The 17,490-nt window shown below is 31.7% G+C and carries 16 protein-coding genes, 1 riboswitch and 1 other annotated feature; all 16 genes read right to left on the bottom strand.

Annotated elements, in window-relative coordinates; genetic code table 11:
* Entirely contained in the window at positions 1–813 is an 813-nt protein-coding gene (locus tag AC1RRU_RS07005; protein ID WP_016930842.1) for a cytochrome C assembly family protein, read from the bottom strand.
* A gap of 21 nt (positions 814–834) precedes the next feature.
* On the bottom strand, positions 835–2,181 hold the full coding sequence (gene hemA, locus AC1RRU_RS07000; protein ID WP_016930841.1) for a glutamyl-tRNA reductase: 1,347 nt from the start codon (positions 2,179–2,181) through the stop codon (positions 835–837).
* Between the two features lie 170 nt (positions 2,182–2,351).
* Positions 2,352–2,939 (bottom strand): ribosome biogenesis GTP-binding protein YihA/YsxC, encoded by a 588-nt coding sequence (yihA, locus tag AC1RRU_RS06995; RefSeq protein WP_011275552.1) that lies wholly within the window; start codon positions 2,937–2,939, stop codon positions 2,352–2,354.
* Between the two features lie 207 nt (positions 2,940–3,146).
* The gene (clpX, locus tag AC1RRU_RS06990; RefSeq protein WP_016930840.1) at positions 3,147–4,409 is read right to left on the bottom strand and encodes an ATP-dependent Clp protease ATP-binding subunit ClpX; all 1,263 of its coding nucleotides are present in this window, start codon (positions 4,407–4,409) and stop codon (positions 3,147–3,149) included.
* A gap of 157 nt (positions 4,410–4,566) precedes the next feature.
* Complete coding sequence (gene tig / locus AC1RRU_RS06985) at positions 4,567–5,871, bottom strand: trigger factor (protein WP_016930839.1); 1,305 nt, start codon at positions 5,869–5,871, stop codon at positions 4,567–4,569.
* A gap of 158 nt (positions 5,872–6,029) precedes the next feature.
* Positions 6,030–6,953 (bottom strand): hypothetical protein, encoded by a 924-nt coding sequence (locus tag AC1RRU_RS06980; protein ID WP_011275547.1) that lies wholly within the window; start codon positions 6,951–6,953, stop codon positions 6,030–6,032.
* Between the two features lie 12 nt (positions 6,954–6,965).
* Positions 6,966–7,574 (bottom strand): NUDIX domain-containing protein, encoded by a 609-nt coding sequence (locus AC1RRU_RS06975; RefSeq protein ID WP_037558152.1) that lies wholly within the window; start codon positions 7,572–7,574, stop codon positions 6,966–6,968.
* A gap of 150 nt (positions 7,575–7,724) precedes the next feature.
* Positions 7,725–8,081, bottom strand: a complete 357-nt coding sequence (rplT, locus tag AC1RRU_RS06970) for a 50S ribosomal protein L20 (RefSeq protein ID WP_011275545.1) — start codon at positions 8,079–8,081, stop codon at positions 7,725–7,727.
* A gap of 54 nt (positions 8,082–8,135) precedes the next feature.
* The gene (rpmI, locus tag AC1RRU_RS06965) at positions 8,136–8,336 is read right to left on the bottom strand and encodes a 50S ribosomal protein L35 (RefSeq protein ID WP_002448990.1); all 201 of its coding nucleotides are present in this window, start codon (positions 8,334–8,336) and stop codon (positions 8,136–8,138) included.
* A 27-nt stretch (positions 8,337–8,363) separates the two neighbouring features.
* The gene (gene infC / locus AC1RRU_RS06960; protein ID WP_029376631.1) at positions 8,364–8,891 is read right to left on the bottom strand and encodes a translation initiation factor IF-3; all 528 of its coding nucleotides are present in this window, start codon (positions 8,889–8,891) and stop codon (positions 8,364–8,366) included.
* A 22-nt stretch (positions 8,892–8,913) separates the two neighbouring features.
* Positions 8,914–9,041, bottom strand: a sequence feature (ribosomal protein L20 leader region).
* A gap of 63 nt (positions 9,042–9,104) precedes the next feature.
* A complete protein-coding gene (locus AC1RRU_RS06955) occupies positions 9,105–10,598 on the bottom strand; it encodes an amino acid permease (protein ID WP_016930836.1) in 1,494 nt (497 codons plus the stop codon).
* A 159-nt stretch (positions 10,599–10,757) separates the two neighbouring features.
* Positions 10,758–10,933: riboswitch (Lysine riboswitch) on the bottom strand.
* Between the two features lie 49 nt (positions 10,934–10,982).
* Positions 10,983–12,920 carry a threonine--tRNA ligase gene (thrS, locus tag AC1RRU_RS06950; protein WP_011275541.1) on the bottom strand — a complete coding sequence of 646 codons (1,938 nt, stop codon included), beginning with the start codon at positions 12,918–12,920 and terminating at the stop codon, positions 10,983–10,985.
* Positions 12,921–13,223: 303 nt separating this feature from the next.
* The gene (dnaI, locus tag AC1RRU_RS06945; RefSeq protein WP_011275540.1) at positions 13,224–14,144 is read right to left on the bottom strand and encodes a primosomal protein DnaI; all 921 of its coding nucleotides are present in this window, start codon (positions 14,142–14,144) and stop codon (positions 13,224–13,226) included.
* The gene (gene dnaB / locus AC1RRU_RS06940; RefSeq protein ID WP_011275539.1) at positions 14,145–15,530 is read right to left on the bottom strand and encodes a replicative helicase loading/DNA remodeling protein DnaB; all 1,386 of its coding nucleotides are present in this window, start codon (positions 15,528–15,530) and stop codon (positions 14,145–14,147) included.
* Positions 15,531–16,001 carry a transcriptional regulator NrdR gene (nrdR, locus tag AC1RRU_RS06935; protein WP_011275538.1) on the bottom strand — a complete coding sequence of 157 codons (471 nt, stop codon included), beginning with the start codon at positions 15,999–16,001 and terminating at the stop codon, positions 15,531–15,533.
* A 255-nt stretch (positions 16,002–16,256) separates the two neighbouring features.
* The gene (gene gap / locus AC1RRU_RS06930) at positions 16,257–17,282 is read right to left on the bottom strand and encodes a type I glyceraldehyde-3-phosphate dehydrogenase (RefSeq protein WP_011275537.1); all 1,026 of its coding nucleotides are present in this window, start codon (positions 17,280–17,282) and stop codon (positions 16,257–16,259) included.
* Positions 17,283–17,490 lie beyond the last annotated feature (208 nt).

Raw genomic sequence — 17,490 nt, 5'->3', positions numbered from 1 at the left:
TCAAGTGAAATGTGTTGTAAAAAATAGATTAATCATGCATAAGCAAAATAACATAATATTAAAGTAAATTAAATAAATTGTTTTAAACCATCGATTAATACGACTTAGTAAATAAATAGCGTAAAAAATTGTAATAATAGAAGATAGTACTACTTTAGGGTCAGCAAAAATACTATGTCCAATTGCATAGACACCCCACTGTGCGCCTAAAATAACACTCAAAATTAATATAATGAAACCACTTAAAGATGAATAAAAAACAACCGTTTCAAGTGTGGCTACGCTACCAATTCTAAAGTATTTTTGATCAAAATTCTTTTCCCTTAAATTGCGGTATTGAATAATATAAAGTAATGAATTTACAAAAGCTAGTGCAAAAAGAGCATAACTTAATACCGCTAAGCCTATATGCACTAATAACAATTCATTTATAACTGCAATGCGTTGCACATTTGTTGAGTAATGCTCAGGTTGAAAAGTATTCATCATCAATAATATAAATCCAATAACATTGAGAAAGAATACTGAAAAACTTAATACTTTAACTACATTTAAAACCAGTGCTATACATATAATTATCCATGATAAAAAGAAAAATACATCAAATAATGAACTCAACGGAATTTCATTATGCGAAGTGATATAAACAGATAAAGAGATTGTTTGCAATATCCAAACAATCCCTAATGTATAAATTCCTAATTCTCTAATTTTATGACTCTTTTTAACGAAATCTATAAAATAACAGAGAATACTAATTAAATATATAATTAATATTATTTCATGAAATCTAATAAACAGGGTCTCTTGCATATTATCACCATATTAATATGCTTATTCAAAACTAAAGATGTGACGGATAGAAACTTCTTTTTCTTTTTGTGCTTTACGAGCTTTAATATCCTCGTAAGGGTCTGCAGTATCAATATCAAATATGTTTTGAAATAGCTCTAATTTTTCATTACTTCTCTTATCATTACTCAATTCTTTGGCCTGTTTTATTGGATCTTTCAACATTTGATTAATAATACTTTTAGTATGTTTCGAAATGATTGTACGTTCTCTATCACTAAGATCAGGTAGCTTTCTATCAATACTATCCATTGTTTCTGACTGGATTGTCATTGCTTTTTCACGCAATGCTCTAATTACAGGTACAACACCTAACATATTTACCCAATCATTATGAGCCTGGACTTCATCAGGAATCTGACTTGCTATAAAGTCAGCAGCCATCTGACGTTCTCGCAAGTTAGCATCAACTAAACCTTTAAGATCATCCACGTCATAGCTAAAAATATTTTCGCTGATATTAACATTTGGTTCAATATCTCTAGGAACCGCAATGTCTATTAACAATAATGAAGAAGCTTTTCTCTTAAGATTGACCGACTCAATCATAGATTTTGTAACAATAAAATCTGGCGAACTTGTTGAACTGATAACAATATCAGCATTAGTCAAAAGAGTTGGTAATGACTCAAGTGTATTATAATTTACGCCGTGCTTCGTTGCTAATTTATACGCATTAGTTTCAGTTCTATTAACGACAGTAATATCATCAATACCAGAACCTAATAAATTTAAGAGTGATAATTCACTCATTTCCCCTGCACCTATAATAATAGTTTGTTTACCTTTTAGTTTACCAAATACCTTTTTAGCTAATTCAACTGCTGCATATGAAACACTCACAGCATTATCTGCTATGTCAGTCTCATTATGCGCCTTTTTAGCGAAAGTAATAGCCTGTTTAAATAAATGATTAAAAATTGTACCAGTTGTTTGAATGTCTTGAGCTAAAAAGAATGCATCTCTCATTTGTCCAAGAATCTGAGTTTCACCTAATACAATTGAATCCAAGCCAGAAGTGACACGCAGTAAATGTTCAACTGCTTCGTCCCCCACTTTAACTTCTGACATATTTTTTATATCATCTACATCAAATCCAAATGAACGCGCTAAAAATCTTTGAATATAGTAACGACCTGTGTGAATTTGATCAACAATAGCATATACTTCAGTACGATTACATGTAGATAAAATGACGTTCTCTAAAATAGATTTAGTTTCGAACAAATCTTCATGGGCTAATCGTAAGGCATCATCTCTAAAAGCTACTTGCTCTCTAAGTGCTACATCGGCAGTGCGATGATTTATACTTATAGCAATAAAATGCATTTATAACGCCCTCCAAATACTAACAATACAGTTAGTATAACACATAATTTAATGATTTTAAGTTGATTGCTCAAACAAATTAGAAAGATTCTAATTTAAAGTCAAAATTTTGACACTTATCCCATTAAAAAATCTAAACAGAAGTTTGACCTCTGCTTAGATTAAAATAATTATAAATAATTAGCAATTAAATCCCATATTTGTTGCTGCTTTGTATTTTGAATTGATGAGTAACTAATAATCGTATCATCTGGATCTAAATCTAATTTCTCTTTAATATTTTTAATATGCTTTTGAATCTTACCCTTTGCAATCTTGTCCTCTTTAGTACAAATAACTAGTGTAGGTATATCAAAATGTTTTAAGTAATTATACATTAAAACATCATCTTCAGTAGGATTGTGTCGTAAGTCAACTAATTGAATGACTAGCTTTAAACTCTCTCTCTTAGTCAAATATTCTTCAATCATTTTACCAAATTTCTCACGTTGTGATTTACTCACTTTTGCATAGCCATACCCAGGGACGTCGACAAATATTAATTGATCATCAATATTAAAGAAATTTAATGTTTGTGTTTTGCCTGGTTGTTGCGACGTGCGAGCCATATTTTTTCTGCCAATCATACTATTAATGAAAGAAGATTTACCAACGTTTGAACGTCCACTTAATGCTACTTCAGATAAACCTGTATCAGGATATTGAGCTTCTTGTACAGCACTTATAATCAAATCAATGTTATTAGGATTAATATTCATAAATTATCCTCTCTTTAGTAATTAAATTTAACTGTTTCATTATAATATATATTTCATTATATCTAAATAAGCAATTTTTTAATTAAAAAAGGAGCAGAACAGAATTCAAATAGAATTCGATGTTCCACTCCAACTTTAATTGTTTATAAAATCTTAAAATTATTTCAACTGTTCGGCGCAATCTTTACAAAGCGTACTCAAACTTAATTATGCTGATGTTTTACTATCATTTAATATGTTACCTTCAGAATCGTATAATTCTGGGTCAACTTCATCATTAATTGTTTTATCAGTAATAACAACTTTAGTTACGTCTTCTGATGAAGGAACATCATACATGATATCGATTAATGCTTCTTCAATGATAGAACGTAATCCACGTGCTCCTGTTTTACGCTCAATAGCTTTCTCACTTACCGCAGCTAATGCTTCTTCGGTAAATTCTAACTCAACATTATCAAGTTCTAACATTTTAGTATATTGTTTTACTAAAGCGTTCTTAGGTTGCGTTAAAATGTTTTTAAGCGCTTCTACATCTAATGTTTCTAAGTTAGCAACTATTGGCACACGACCAATAAACTCAGGTATTAAACCATATGATTGTAAATCTTCTGGGCGAATTTGTTCTAACAATGCTTCTTCATCGTATTTATCCGCTTCATTACTTGCAAATCCAATCACTTTTTCTCCTAAGCGACGTTTAATTACTTCATCGATGCCATCAAACGCACCACCTAGAATGAATAAGATATTTGTTGTATCAATTTGTATTAATTCTTGGTTTGGATGTTTACGTCCACCTTGTGGAGGCACACTTGCAGTCGTTCCCTCCAAAATTTTAAGTAAGGCTTGTTGAACACCTTCACCAGATACATCACGTGTAATTGATGTGTTTTCAGATTTTCTAGCAATCTTATCAATTTCATCAACATAGATAATACCTTTTTCAGCTTTATCAATATCGAAGTCAGCTGCTTGAATTAATCGTAATAAAATATTTTCTACATCGTCACCAACGTAACCTGCTTCAGTTAAACTTGTAGCATCTGCAATAGCAAATGGAACGTTTAAAGTTTTAGCTAATGTTTGTGCTAATAGTGTTTTACCGCTACCAGTTGGTCCTATTAACGCAATATTACTTTTTTGTAACTCAACTTCATCTTCATTAGGTCCTAATTGTTGGATACGTTTATAGTGATTATATACTGCAACTGCTAAAGATTTTTTAGCTTTTTCTTGACCAATAACATATTCATTTAAATGATCCATAATTTCTTTCGGTGTAGGCAGTTCAGTAAATTCTTCAGAAGTCGTTTGAGCTAACTCTTCTTCTACAATTTCTGAACATAGTTCGATACACTCATTACAGATATATACGCCACTTCCTGCGACTAATTTCTTAACTTGGTCTTGGTCCTTACCACAGAAAGAACATTTTAAATTTTCTTCATCTTCATTGAATTTAAACATTCATTTACACCTCTATTCTTAAACGACTATACTAGATAGCATTCTACAATGCAAATTCATGGTTAACAACTAAAATGCTTAAAACATAGAGTAGCAGGTTACATATATTGATGCACCTGCTACTTTAAATTTTAATTATTAATTTAACAATGAATTATTATTTATCTTCTTTAGTAGATTCAACGTATTTAGCATTGTCTCTAAGTAAGTCAATTACTTTTTGGATACGTACATCATTTTTAATAATGTCAGTATTACCTAAAGTATTTTTAATATCTTCAACTGAGATATTAAATTGTTTACTCATTTTTTCTAATTCTTTATCGATATCTTCATCATTTGCTTCAATATTTTCTTTATCGGCAATAGCTGAAAGTGTTAAGTTTGTTTTAATGCGTTGTTCTGCATCATCTTTCATTTGTTCTCTTAATTGAGATTCATCTTGACCTGAAATTTGGAAGTAAGTTTGTAAATCTAATCCTTGTTGTTGGATTCTTTGACCAAATTCTTGAACCATACGATCTAATTCAGTGTCAATCATTGCTTGAGGAATATCGATTGTAGCATTATCAGTTGCTTTATTAATTGCTTCTTCTTTTTCAACATTTTCAGCTTCCTCAGCTTTTTGTTCTGATAAACGTTTGCGTAAGTTTTCTTTGTACTCATCAACACTGTTAGCATCTGAATCTAATTCATTTGCAATTTCATCATCTAATTCAGGTACTTCTTTATATTTAATTTCATTTACTTTAGTTTTGAAAGTAGCTTCTTTGCCAGCTAATTCTTCAGCATGATATTCTTCAGGGAAAGTTACAACTACATCTTTTTCTTCACCTGTTTTAACGCCTACCAATTGATCTTCAAATCCAGGAATAAATGAGCCTGAGCCAATTTCAAGATCATAACCATCTGCTTGTCCACCTTCAAATTGCTCGCCATCAACATAGCCATCAAAGTCAATGTTTACTGTATCTCCATTTTCAACAGCACCATCTTCTTTAACTACCATATCAGCTAAGTGTCCTAGGCTATGGTCAATTGCTTCTTGTAAATCTTCATCAGTTAATTCTGAATCTTGTTTTTCTATTTCTAAACCTTTGTAATCACCTAATTGAACTTCAGGTTCAACAGTTACAGTAGCTTCAAATTCAAAATCTTTACCTTTTTCAATTTGTGTAACATTAACTTCTGGTTGAGCTACTGGATTGATTCCAGTTTCATCAATAGCTTCACCATATGCTTCAGGTAATAGAATATCTACCGCATCTTGATATAATGCTTCTACACCGAAACGTTGTTCAAAGATAGGACGAGGCACTTTACCTTTACGGAAACCAGGCACGTTAATTTGTTTAACTACTTTTTTAAATGCTTGATCTAATGCTTTGTCTACTTTTTCTGCTGGAACTGTAACTTTTAATAATCCTTCGTTACCTTCCTTTTTTTCCCAAGTTGCTGTCATGTATAAATACCTCCATGATTACATTTTTATTTTTTCAACTTCCCTATTATAGCACACGTCCTATACGGACACAAACAGTCTTTTATAGGGTTTAAAACACTTTTAAAATTCAATAATCTAACTTTAACGAATTAATTTAACAATATAAAATAATTTGCTCAAATTTGACCATCAAGACTATTAATAAAATTTAATATTTTTAAACTATCTTCATTAGTTTGTATACCAATCATTGATTTAAAGTAAACATCATAACCAGTAATCCAATCATCACAAGTGTATAAATCGAATACATTAAGTGGATATAGTAATATAGCATGATTATTCATGGTATGTATTGCTTCATCAATGATATTGAGTGCTCCATTTTCTAGCTTATCAATTACTCGAGGAATTACTTGAGTTTTAAGTTCAGTATGTTCCAAACCATTAAGCTCATTAGGAATAACGTTAACTGAATAATTCATCTTGTTAATATTAATTGGTGTATTGTAGCCAGCAAATCTTAAAAATTCTAACATTAAACTTTTTAAATTGTCTGCCTCAACCTCATTAGATAATAAAAAGGCTATAGTTTCTTTAAATTCATAATGCCCATTATCAATTAATTTAAGAACTAATTGTATTTGTTCATTCAAATTGAGTGTATTAAATTTAGCCAATGATTGGCTTGTGATATGTTTATCTTCATTGAGTTGAGATTGAGCATATTCCTTTAATGGAAATAACGCCATTCTTGTTTTATGACTTTGAACTTCGTCTATAATTTGATTGATAACATTTACAGACTCATAATACTGACCTAAGCCATTTAACGCCTTGATATAATATAACATTAACTCATCATACGCTTGAATGCCTCTTTTTAAAAGTACAATAGCTTCTTCTCTTAACTCCAAAAACGAATTCAAATGATATAACATATCACATTTAATTAAGGCTAATGTCTCATCTAGTTCAAATTGTGCTTCATAATCTTCAATTAATTGATATACTGTTTCGTAATGTTGACTGTTATGAGATGATTTAATATCTTTATACAATTTTTGTTGTAGTTTTGGAAAAGGGATGATGTCTGACATGTTGTATCCCTCCTATAAATCTTTTAAAATTAATGCACTCCATGTTTCAAATTCATCATTATTATCAATACGCTCTTTTTCTAACCATTGAATTTTTAATGTATCTGTTTCACGTACTTCAATATCATTTGAGTTAACTTTAATTTTAAAAACTACACCTATATGTACTTTACCCACATCGTTTGTATCATCATTTATAAAACCTATATATTCCAAATTCTGAGAATTAGCTTCTAATAAACCGACTTCTTCTTCTAGCTCTCTTTGAGCATTTACCCTTAAAACTTCATTTACAGAATTTGCGCCAATCACATCATTCATGTGTCCACCTACACCGATAGAAGATTGACCATGTAAACGTGACTCTCCACCACCACTTAATCTTTTGTATACTAATATTTCATTTTTCTCATTTTCTAAAAGACAATATGATATTAATTGTTTATATGAAGGATCTTCTTCCATATCTCCACGTCTTTTAACTTCATAATTAGAAAAAGTATTAAATATCGCTTCACCTTGTGGATCATTTTTAGTTAAAAAGCCGTTAAAAGCATTTGACTCTTGTTCAAAAAGGATATCTCTTGGTACAACTATAATTTGCTCATCATATTTAGACATAGTGTTCTCCTTACAATAATTTCTTAATTAGCATTTTATCAAACTCGATCACCAAAGAACAAATAAAGGTGCATTAACGATTTATAATTTCAATTCTTAATTATTTGAAAACAAAAAAAGATGACTTCAAAGTCATCTTTTATAAATCAATTATTTTAAAGCTTCTTTAGCTTTTGAAACTAACTCTGCGAAAGCTTTTTCATCTGAAATAGCAACTTCAGAAAGCATTTTACGGTTAATATTGATGTCAGCTTTTTTCAAGCCGTTCATTAATCTTGAATAGCTCATGTCATGTTGACGTGCAGCTGCGTTAATACGTGTAATCCATAATTTACGGAAATCACGTTTACGTTGACGACGGTCACGGAAAGCGTATTGACCTGATTTCATTACTTGTTGTTTTGCTACTTTATATAATGTGTGTTTAGCACCGAAGTAACCTTTAGCTAATTTAATCGTTTTTTTACGACGTGCTCTTGTTACTGTTCCACCTTTAACTCGTGGCATATTAAATTCCTCCTTAGATATAACAATTAATTATCGTACATTTATCAATTACAATTATTTTTTATAAGCTAATAATTGTTTTACTCGTTTCATATCGCTTTTAGAAACTAATTTAGCTTTACGTAATTTACGTTTTTGTTTAGTGTTTTTATTTGCAAATAAGTGTGATGTGAAAGCTCTTGAACGTTTTAATTGACCTGAACCAGTTCTTTTAACACGTTTAGCTGCTCCACGGTGAGTTTTCATTTTTGGCATGATTCATTTCCTCCTAATAATAGTGAATTATTTTTCGTTAATAGGCGCTAACATGATAAACATTTGACGCCCTTCCATTTTAGGTTTCTGTTCAACAGTGGCAATATCTTTACATTCGTCAGCGAATTTTTCTAATACGCGCTGACCAATTTCCTTATGAGTGATTGCACGACCTCTGAAACGAATAGAAACTTTACATTTATCGCCTTTAGATAAGAATTTACGACCATTTTTCAACTTAGTTTGGAAATCATGTTCCTCAATAGTTGGACTTAGGCGTATTTCTTTAACATTGATAACTTTTTGTTTCTTTTTCATTTCTTTTTCTTTTTTCTGCTGTTCGAATTTGTATTTACCATAATCCATAATTCTTGCAACAGGTGGTTTAGCATTTGGTGCTACAACTACTAAATCTAATTCAACACGTTCAGCCATTTCTAATGCTTCTCGTTTTGATTTAACACCAATTTGGTCACCATTTTGGCCAATTAAACGTAATTCTTTAGCGCGAATCTTTTCGTTAACTTGCGTTTGATCTTTTGCTATGGTTGACACCTCCCAAAATTTTACGAAATTTTCCAAGCAAAAAGAGCGAGCATAGAATGCCCGCTCTTCTCTCATACACATATAATGTGTGACATGATTAACCTGCCAACTGCTTGATGCGTCGCTACAGGTGAGAAACGGGTGTTTCTACTTGGTACGTTTCGTATTCAACGTTAATAATCATATCAGTGTATATCATATAAGTCAACAATTATTTTAATATTAGTGATGTTTTACTTCATCCATTGAAACATCTTGTCTTAAATCTACTTTATCTAATGGAATTATCTTCGTTTTATATCTCAATTTATGATAAATAAAGAATACTAAGAAAACTGGGATTCCCATATATGTGATAATGAAGCGATTTAAATCGAAATGACCTGTTTTAATAAAATCAACATCTTGCCCGATTATGACAATCACACAGAGCAAGCCTGCGAATATAGGACCGAATGGGAACCATTTAGCTTTATACTTCAACTCCCTTTTACTATGATGTTGTTTTTCGAAAGCTCTTCTAAATCTGTAGTGACTAATTGCAATACCTACCCATGCGATAAAGCCTGTCATACCACTTGCAGCAACAATATATTCATATGCGTCACCACTTAGTTTTTGCACTAAGAAAATAATAACAACTAAAATCGCTGTCGCAAATAAAGATAAGTATGGCACACCATATTTATTCGTTTTACCAAATGAATGGAAAGCTAATTTATCTTTACTCATAGAATATAACATTCGTGTTGATGCATACATACCTGAATTACCTGCTGATAAAACTGATGTTAAAATAACTGCATTCATAAATGATGCCGCAAAAGCTAACCCAGCATTTTTAAACACGAGTGTAAATGGAGAAGTAGCAATATTATCATCGCCACCCATCAATGCATTACTATCGTAAGGGATTAACATACCTATAACAAATATTGCTAATATGTAGAATAATAATATTCTCCAGAATACTTGTTTAATAGCTTTAGGTACAGCGCGTTCTGGATTTTCAGATTCTCCAGCTGTAATACCAATTAACTCTGTACCTTGGAATGAGAATCCAGCAACTAGGAAGACGCCTAGAATTGATAATAAACTTCCACCTAAGTTACCACCTAGAATTGGTCCGTCACCTTTCGTAAATGTCTCGAAACCTACAAATTCTCCACCCATAATACCTAGTATCGTTAAAAGACCAATAATGATAAAGATAATGACTGTTACAACTTTGATTAAAGCGAACCAATATTCACTTTCACCATAAACTCTAACAGATAAAGAGTTTAGTGCGAATATAATAACTAAGAATATACAACTCCAAACCCATGCTGGAATACCAGCCATAGGTGTCCAATATTGAATGACTTGTGCAGCAATGGTTACATCTGCTGCAACTGTAATAACCCAGTTAAACCAATAGTTCCAACCTAACGCAAATCCTAAAGATGGATCTACAAAACGTGTTGCGTAAGTACTAAATGAACCAGACACTGGTAAATACGTTGCCATTTCACCTAAAGATGTCATGAGGAAGAATACCATAGCTCCAATAATCGCATATGCAATTAAAGCACCTAATGCCCCTGCATCGTGTATTGCTCCCCCAGAGGTCATAAATAATCCGGTACCGATACAACCACCCATTGCTATCATAGAAATATGGCGGTCCTTCAGTCCTCTTTTGATTCCATCATCTTGATTTTCGACTTTTTTCATAGAAGCTCCCTTTCTTACAGTAGAGGCTAACTAAAATAGTTTTGTTGTGTTATGCGATGATTATGAACGCATTCAAATTATACTTCCAAATAGTTTATAATTCTTTAAAGCATAAAAAAATGGTTGCATACCTTTAGATATGCAACCATCTGCTTAATCTATGTCGGTAGCACATCACAAATTGTGACAGTACAGTTTCTTTTCGATAACTGTCCCAACAAATGATAATTAAGGGTATCATTCATTTCGGCATCTTTACCTTCCACACTTTCAACATACGTTCCTTAATAACTTCTGAAGTGTTACTAATTAAAGACGCAACCTCTAACTCTTTTTTTAATTAACTATATAGTAATATACATTAAGCTATCATTTTTATCAAGACTATCTATGTTTTTTCAAACGAATTTCATCTACTAAATTCCAAATAAATTCATCTTTTTCAACTGTTTCTTGATCTTGAGAGCCGTATTTACGTACATTGACTTGATTGTTTTCAACTTCTTTATCACCAACAACTATTTGATAAGGTATTTTTTGCATTTGTGCTTCACGAATTTTGTACCCCATTTTTTCATTACGGTCATCAATTTCTACACGTACACCTTGTGATTTTAATTCATCTTGTAAATTTCTAGCATAGTCATAATGTAAGTCAACATTAACAGGTATTATTTCAACTTGTTTAGGTGCTAACCAAGTTGGGAATGCACCCTTAGTTTCTTCAGTTAAGAACGCTACAAATCGTTCCATAGTTGAAACTACGCCACGATGAATAACTACTGGACGATGATTTTCACCATCGCTACCGATGTATGTTAGTTCAAAACGTTCTGGCAATAAGAAATCAATTTGAGCAGTTGATAAAGTTTCTTCTTTACCCATAGCAGTCTTAACTTGAACATCTAGTTTTGGACCATAGAATGCCGCTTCACCAATTGCTTCAACATATGGTAATCCCATTTCATCGACTGCTTCTTTTAACATAGTTTCAGCTTTGTTCCACATTTCATCATCATCCATATACTTCTCTTTATCTTCTGGATCTCTGTAACTTAATCTGAATGTGTAATCTTCAAAGCCAAAGTCACTATATACTTCTTGAATCATGTTAACAACACGTTTAAATTCATCTTTAATTTGATCAGGTCTAACAAATATGTGTGAATCGTTTAATGTCATTCCACGTACACGTTGTAATCCTGATACAGCACCACTAGCTTCATATCTGTGCATAGTTCCTAATTCTGCAATACGGATAGGTAGTTCACGATAAGAATGAGGACGATTATTATAGACCATCATATGATGTGGACAATTCATAGGTCGTAATACCATTTCTTCTGTTTCATCTAATTTCATTGGTGGGAACATATCATCTCTATAATGATCCCAGTGTCCAGAAGTTTTGTATAACTCAACATTTGCTAACACTGGAGTATATACGTGGTCATAACCCATACTTACCTCTTTATCAACTATATAACGTTCAATTTCTCTACGAATTGTAGCACCATTAGGCAACCATAATGGAAGACCTGCACCTACTAATTGATTATTAGTGAATAGCTCTAAATCTTTACCAATTCGACGGTGATCACGCTCACGACGCTCTTCAAGCATCTCTAAATGTGCTTTCAAATCTTTTTTATCAAAGAATGCTGTACCATAAATACGCTGTAACATTTTGTTATTGCTGTCACCACGCCAATATGCACCGGCAGTTGAAAGTAATTTAAATTCTTTGATTTTTGAAGTTGAAGGAACGTGTACACCACGACATAAATCAGTAAATTCACCTTGCGAATACAAAGTAACACTTTCATCTTCAGGTATAGCGTCTATTAATTCCAATTTATAAGGATCATCTTTGAAGAATGATTTAGCTTCTTCTCTTGATACAACTTTACGTTCAATTTTATGATTTTCATCAACAATTTGTTTCATCGTTTTTTCAATTTTTTCAAAGTCATCTGACGAAACCTTTTCATCCATATCAAAATCATAATAGAATCCACCGTCTATAACAGGGCCAACTCCAAACTTAACATCCCCATATAAACGTTTTAAAGCTTGGGCCATTAAATGGGCAGTAGAATGACGTAAAACTTCAAGCGCTTCATCACTACCTGGAGTCACAATTTCAATTGAACCGTCTTCTTCTAACGGTCTAGTTAAATCGACCATTTGATTTTTAAATTTACCAGCAACCGCTTTTTTTCTTAATCCAGGGCTAATTGATTGTGCAATTTCTTCAGTTGTAATGCCTTTATCAAACGCTTTCGAATTTCCATCTGGGAATTGAACATTTATTTGATCCATTAGAAAACCTCCATAATTAAATTCTAATTTCGTTGAAATAAAAAACTCGCCCCTAAAAAAAGGGACGAGTTCGTCGTGGTACCACCCTAGTTATTTAGCAATAGCTAAATATCTCTACTTAAGATAACGGTCTTGAGCCGGGCATTGATTACCAACACCTAATGATGAAGGAGTAATAATTTAATTTATTAGCTAATCTCTCATCATACATTAGCTCGCTGTATAACATGGATTAAATTATCATATCTTCAACTATTTCAACGATTAAGATTTATCTTAATTATACAATAGTTATTTTAAATTTCAATTGTTTCTTAAATTTTTACCATCCAAATAATATGGCGTTGATAAAGATTTAATTCTTTCAATAATTCTAGCGGCTTTTGTTTCTTCCGCACCTTCACGTGTGATAGATAAATGATGTTCTAGCTCTTCAAAATTTAAATTCGATGAGAAAAACGTTGGTAGTTCTTGAACCATGCGATAGTGTAATAATGGTCCAATTACTTCATCTCTAACCCAAGGTGTTACTTCTTCCGCACCTATATCATCTATCATTAATATATTTGCCTCTCTTATTCGTTGTAACTTTGTTTCATAACTCCCATCTCTGAAACCACTTTTGAGTGTGCGAATATATTCAGGTAAATAAACAATCGTAGAAGCAACACTTTTAGCTTTAAGTTGATTGGCAATTGCACCTAGAATAAATGATTTCCCTGTTCCAAATGGGCCGTGAATATACATTCCTTTTACATTTTCTCCATTAACTAATTGTTTACAGATATCATTTACATTTTTAGCAATAACTAATCGGTTCAAATCAGTGTCATAAATATCTTTCATCTTAGCGTTTAATGTATCACGTTGCATATGGTGTGATGTGATTAAGTGAGAATTAAATCTTTCTTCATCGTGTTTAATTTTGCAAGGGCACATGTTATAACGTATTTTAATTCTATTATTGTCGATATATAATTCAGGAACATGACCCTTAACAAAGTTCGGACAATTTTCATAATCATGCCCATCATAATTTTTTTGTTGATCTTTATACTCTTGCAACACATTTAAGTCATTATCAATGATTTCATTGGTCAATTCAGATTGATGTTCATTTAAAAATGATTTAACATCAGGATCGTTAACGACTTGTTTTTTAATTTTAGCAATTCTTTTTTCTAAATCGCCATTTGATTTGATAATACTATTGAATGATTTCATTTAATCCTCCTCCCAATCGCGTTTTAGTTGTTCACGAAACGCAGCTCTTTCCTTTTCAAACTGTTCTTGTTCTTCTTTAGTCGTTTCTTTATCAGTTTTTTCTTGACCTCTATTTTTTAACCATTTAGGTGTTTTTTCTCTAGATACAATCTCACGTGATTTTGAATAACGCTTTCTTGATTGACGTTGGTCATTACCTTTATATTCTGATTTTGATTCATTTGCTTTTAACGCATAGTTATATGCTTCTTTTGCAGTCTTAATACCTAATTTTTTCCAATTAGATGCGATTTCTAAAATATATGTTTTAGGTAGTTTCATCTCATTTTTTAGCATTACAAATTGTAAAAGAATATTAATTACACCAAAGCTTAATTTTTCTCTTTCGACTAACTCTTCAATCATTTTCTTTTGTTGAAATGTTGGTTCTGATTCTGACCATGACGCCAACATATCTACTGGACTTGTTTCCTCTAACAATTGAAACCAATCATCATTGGAAGTTGGTTGACTTGAAGACACAGATTGATTGTTACTATTCACTTCATTATGATTACTTGCCTTAGGCTCTAATTCAGGTAATTGTTGATTATGTTCAATTAAATAATACGAACGTGCATGCTTTCTCATTTCTTCGTATGATAATTGTTGATTACTTGTAATAGAATTCAATATAATTCGTTTCATAGCATCTTCTGTTAAACCATACAATGTAGCCAATTGAACAATTAAATCTCTAGCTTCTTTAGTTATAATTTCATCGCTAATAAAATGATGACGTAGCATTTCTTTTAAAATCTCAAAATCAAATGATACATTGGATAAATCAATACCATGATATGGTTTTTCTTTTTTAATTGATGAAGCATCAATAGTAACGCTTGAGTGTGGAATTTTAAAAACATCAGTAAACTTGCGAGTTACTTGTTGAAACCCACTTAAATCAAAATCATGCTTTTTAAAATAATTTTTTAAGCTTTTAAAACGTTGTTTATCGACTTGGTTATATAGATAAATTGATAACATAGGATCATTAAAAAATTGATAGGCAGTTGGTGGTTGTATCAATTCGTAAATAAAAAATGATTGTCGTTCATCATGCTTTACATATGTTTTAAATAAACCGATTGCTTCCAATAAATCCATATACTGTCTAAATTCTGATAAATTCATTTTCAATTCATTCATTATTGTGTAATGCGTTAATGTGTCATCACTATTCACGAATTGGTTCATAAAGTGATATGTACCTATCGCTTGCGCGCCAATTAATGGCATATACAATCTATTAAGTATTTCCAAATGATTATGATTAAATTGGAACTGACGATACACTTTAAAACCGTCATGTGGACTCAAACCATACTCATACGATTGTAAACTCATTTATAGATCACTCCGTTTATTATCGTTCAAGATACCTTGCATTGATGCTAACAATTGATCAACATCTTTAAACTCTTTATAAACTGAAGCAAATCTCACATAAGAAACTTGATCGACATGCATCAACAGGTTCATAACATGTTCACCAATATCTCGCGAAGATATTTCAGTTTGTCCGCTATCACGTAGCTGCCATTCAACTTTATTAGTAATATCTTCTAATTGTTGATAACGTACTGGTCTCTTTTCACAAGATCTAACAAGACCATTTAAAATTTTCTCTCTTAAAAATTGTTCTCGAGTTCCATCTTTTTTTACGACAATTAATGGACTTACTTCTATATGTTCGAACGTCGTAAATCGAGTACCACAATTTTCGCATTCTCTTCTTCTTCTAATTGCATTTGCATCATCCGCATGTCTAGAATCAACTACACGCGAATGTGTTGAACTACATTTTGGGCATTTCATATCTTTCACCCTCTTGAATAGATTATGATTCATTATACTATAAAAGCATTCTTGACAAAAGAAGTCTAATTCTCATTTAAATTAAACTAAAACAAAAGTATCTTAATAAAAATCTAGTTTTATGCATAATATATTTCTTTAATGACAAGAATGCGTGAAAGTTTTAATACAAAATCACATAAAAATAAAATACGAGACTATCAAATCTTAGTCAAAAGATTTAACAGTCTCGTTTTAATTTATAGTGATATCTTATTATTTAGCCGTTGCAACATTTTCAGAGCCAATTAATTTAGCAATTTGTTGAGCAACTTCAACTACTCTATTTGAGTAACCCCACTCATTATCATACCATGCAATCACTTTTACTTTATTATCATCCATCACAATTGTGTTTTGAGCGTCAATAACTGCTGAATTAGGATTTGTATTGAAGTCCATTGATACTAGTGGCTCGTCTTCTACATCGAGAATACCATCTAGTCCAGCATTTCTGAATGCGTCATTGACTTGTTCAGCTGTAACATCTTCTTTTAAATCTACAACTAAGTCTACAAGTGACACGTTTTTAGTTGGCACACGTAAAGCTAAGCCATGCAATTTACCTTCTAATTCTGGAAGTACTTCTTTTAAAGCTTTAGCTGCGCCAGTTGAAGTTGGAATAATACTTTCATTACATGAACGTGCACGACGTAAATCTTTATGCGGATTATCAATATTATTTTGATCGTTAGTAATCGCATGTACTGTTGTCATAAGACCGTTAACGATGCCAAATTTATCATTAAGCACTTTTGCTACCGGACCAATACAGTTAGTTGTACAAGATGCATTACTAAAAATGTCATATGTATCTACATCTAATTGGTTATCATTTACCCCTTTAACCACCATTTGTACATGGCCACCCTTAGAAGGACCAGTTAGTAATACTTTTTTAGCACCTGCATTAATATGGCCAATTGCTTTATCGCCATGGTTAAATTTACCTGTAGCTTCAATTACAATATCAATGTCTAAGTCTTTCCAAGGTAAATTTTCAGGGTTACGGTCAGAAACAAGTTTAATATCTTGTCCATCGACACGGATACCGTTCTCAATTGGTTCAACTTTTTTATCAAATCTACCATGAGTAGTATCGTAATTTATTAGATGCGCAATTGTTTCAGGTGGATAGCTTGCGTTAATCGCTACAACGTTTAAATCTTCTTTATGTAATGCGATTCTTAACACCATTCTACCTATTCTACCCATACCATTAATTGCAATATTTGTTGACATTTAAAGCACCCCTTGATTGTTTGTTTATATGTTATACTTTATAAAAATAGTGTAACATAATAATTTAAATTTGAAAGCGTTTTCCATTAATTTTAAAAAATTTTTTAATCGACAATATTTGGTTAACAAAAAAAGGTTCTATAATAAATTGGACTGATGACAAAATTCATCAGTCCAATTTTTATGTTTTTGAATAGAAAAAAGGCGC

The organism is Staphylococcus sp. GW821-FHT11H10, assembly GCF_058807855.1.
Note: the sequence above shows the minus strand (reverse complement) of the source record. Positions and strands in the feature narration are given on the sequence as shown.

Excerpts from the sequence above, each read along its gene's own strand:
- AC1RRU_RS07005 (WP_016930842.1), bottom strand. The coding sequence starts at position 813 with ATGCAAGAGACCCTGTTTATTAGATTTCATGAAATAATATTAATTATA.
- hemA (WP_016930841.1), bottom strand. The coding sequence starts at position 2,181 with ATGCATTTTATTGCTATAAGTATAAATCATCGCACTGCCGATGTAGCA.
- yihA (WP_011275552.1), bottom strand. The coding sequence starts at position 2,939 with ATGAATATTAATCCTAATAACATTGATTTGATTATAAGTGCTGTACAA.
- clpX (WP_016930840.1), bottom strand. The coding sequence starts at position 4,409 with ATGTTTAAATTCAATGAAGATGAAGAAAATTTAAAATGTTCTTTCTGT.
- tig (WP_016930839.1), bottom strand. The coding sequence starts at position 5,871 with ATGACAGCAACTTGGGAAAAAAAGGAAGGTAACGAAGGATTATTAAAA.
- AC1RRU_RS06980 (WP_011275547.1), bottom strand. The coding sequence starts at position 6,953 with ATGTCAGACATCATCCCTTTTCCAAAACTACAACAAAAATTGTATAAA.
- AC1RRU_RS06975 (WP_037558152.1), bottom strand. The coding sequence starts at position 7,574 with ATGTCTAAATATGATGAGCAAATTATAGTTGTACCAAGAGATATCCTT.
- rplT (WP_011275545.1), bottom strand. The coding sequence starts at position 8,081 with ATGCCACGAGTTAAAGGTGGAACAGTAACAAGAGCACGTCGTAAAAAA.
- rpmI (WP_002448990.1), bottom strand. The coding sequence starts at position 8,336 with ATGCCAAAAATGAAAACTCACCGTGGAGCAGCTAAACGTGTTAAAAGA.
- AC1RRU_RS06955 (WP_016930836.1), bottom strand. The coding sequence starts at position 10,598 with ATGAAAAAAGTCGAAAATCAAGATGATGGAATCAAAAGAGGACTGAAG.
- thrS (WP_011275541.1), bottom strand. The coding sequence starts at position 12,920 with ATGGATCAAATAAATGTTCAATTCCCAGATGGAAATTCGAAAGCGTTT.
- dnaI (WP_011275540.1), bottom strand. The coding sequence starts at position 14,144 with ATGAAATCATTCAATAGTATTATCAAATCAAATGGCGATTTAGAAAAA.
- dnaB (WP_011275539.1), bottom strand. The coding sequence starts at position 15,530 with ATGAGTTTACAATCGTATGAGTATGGTTTGAGTCCACATGACGGTTTT.
- nrdR (WP_011275538.1), bottom strand. The coding sequence starts at position 16,001 with ATGAAATGCCCAAAATGTAGTTCAACACATTCGCGTGTAGTTGATTCT.
- gap (WP_011275537.1), bottom strand. The coding sequence starts at position 17,282 with ATGTCAACAAATATTGCAATTAATGGTATGGGTAGAATAGGTAGAATG.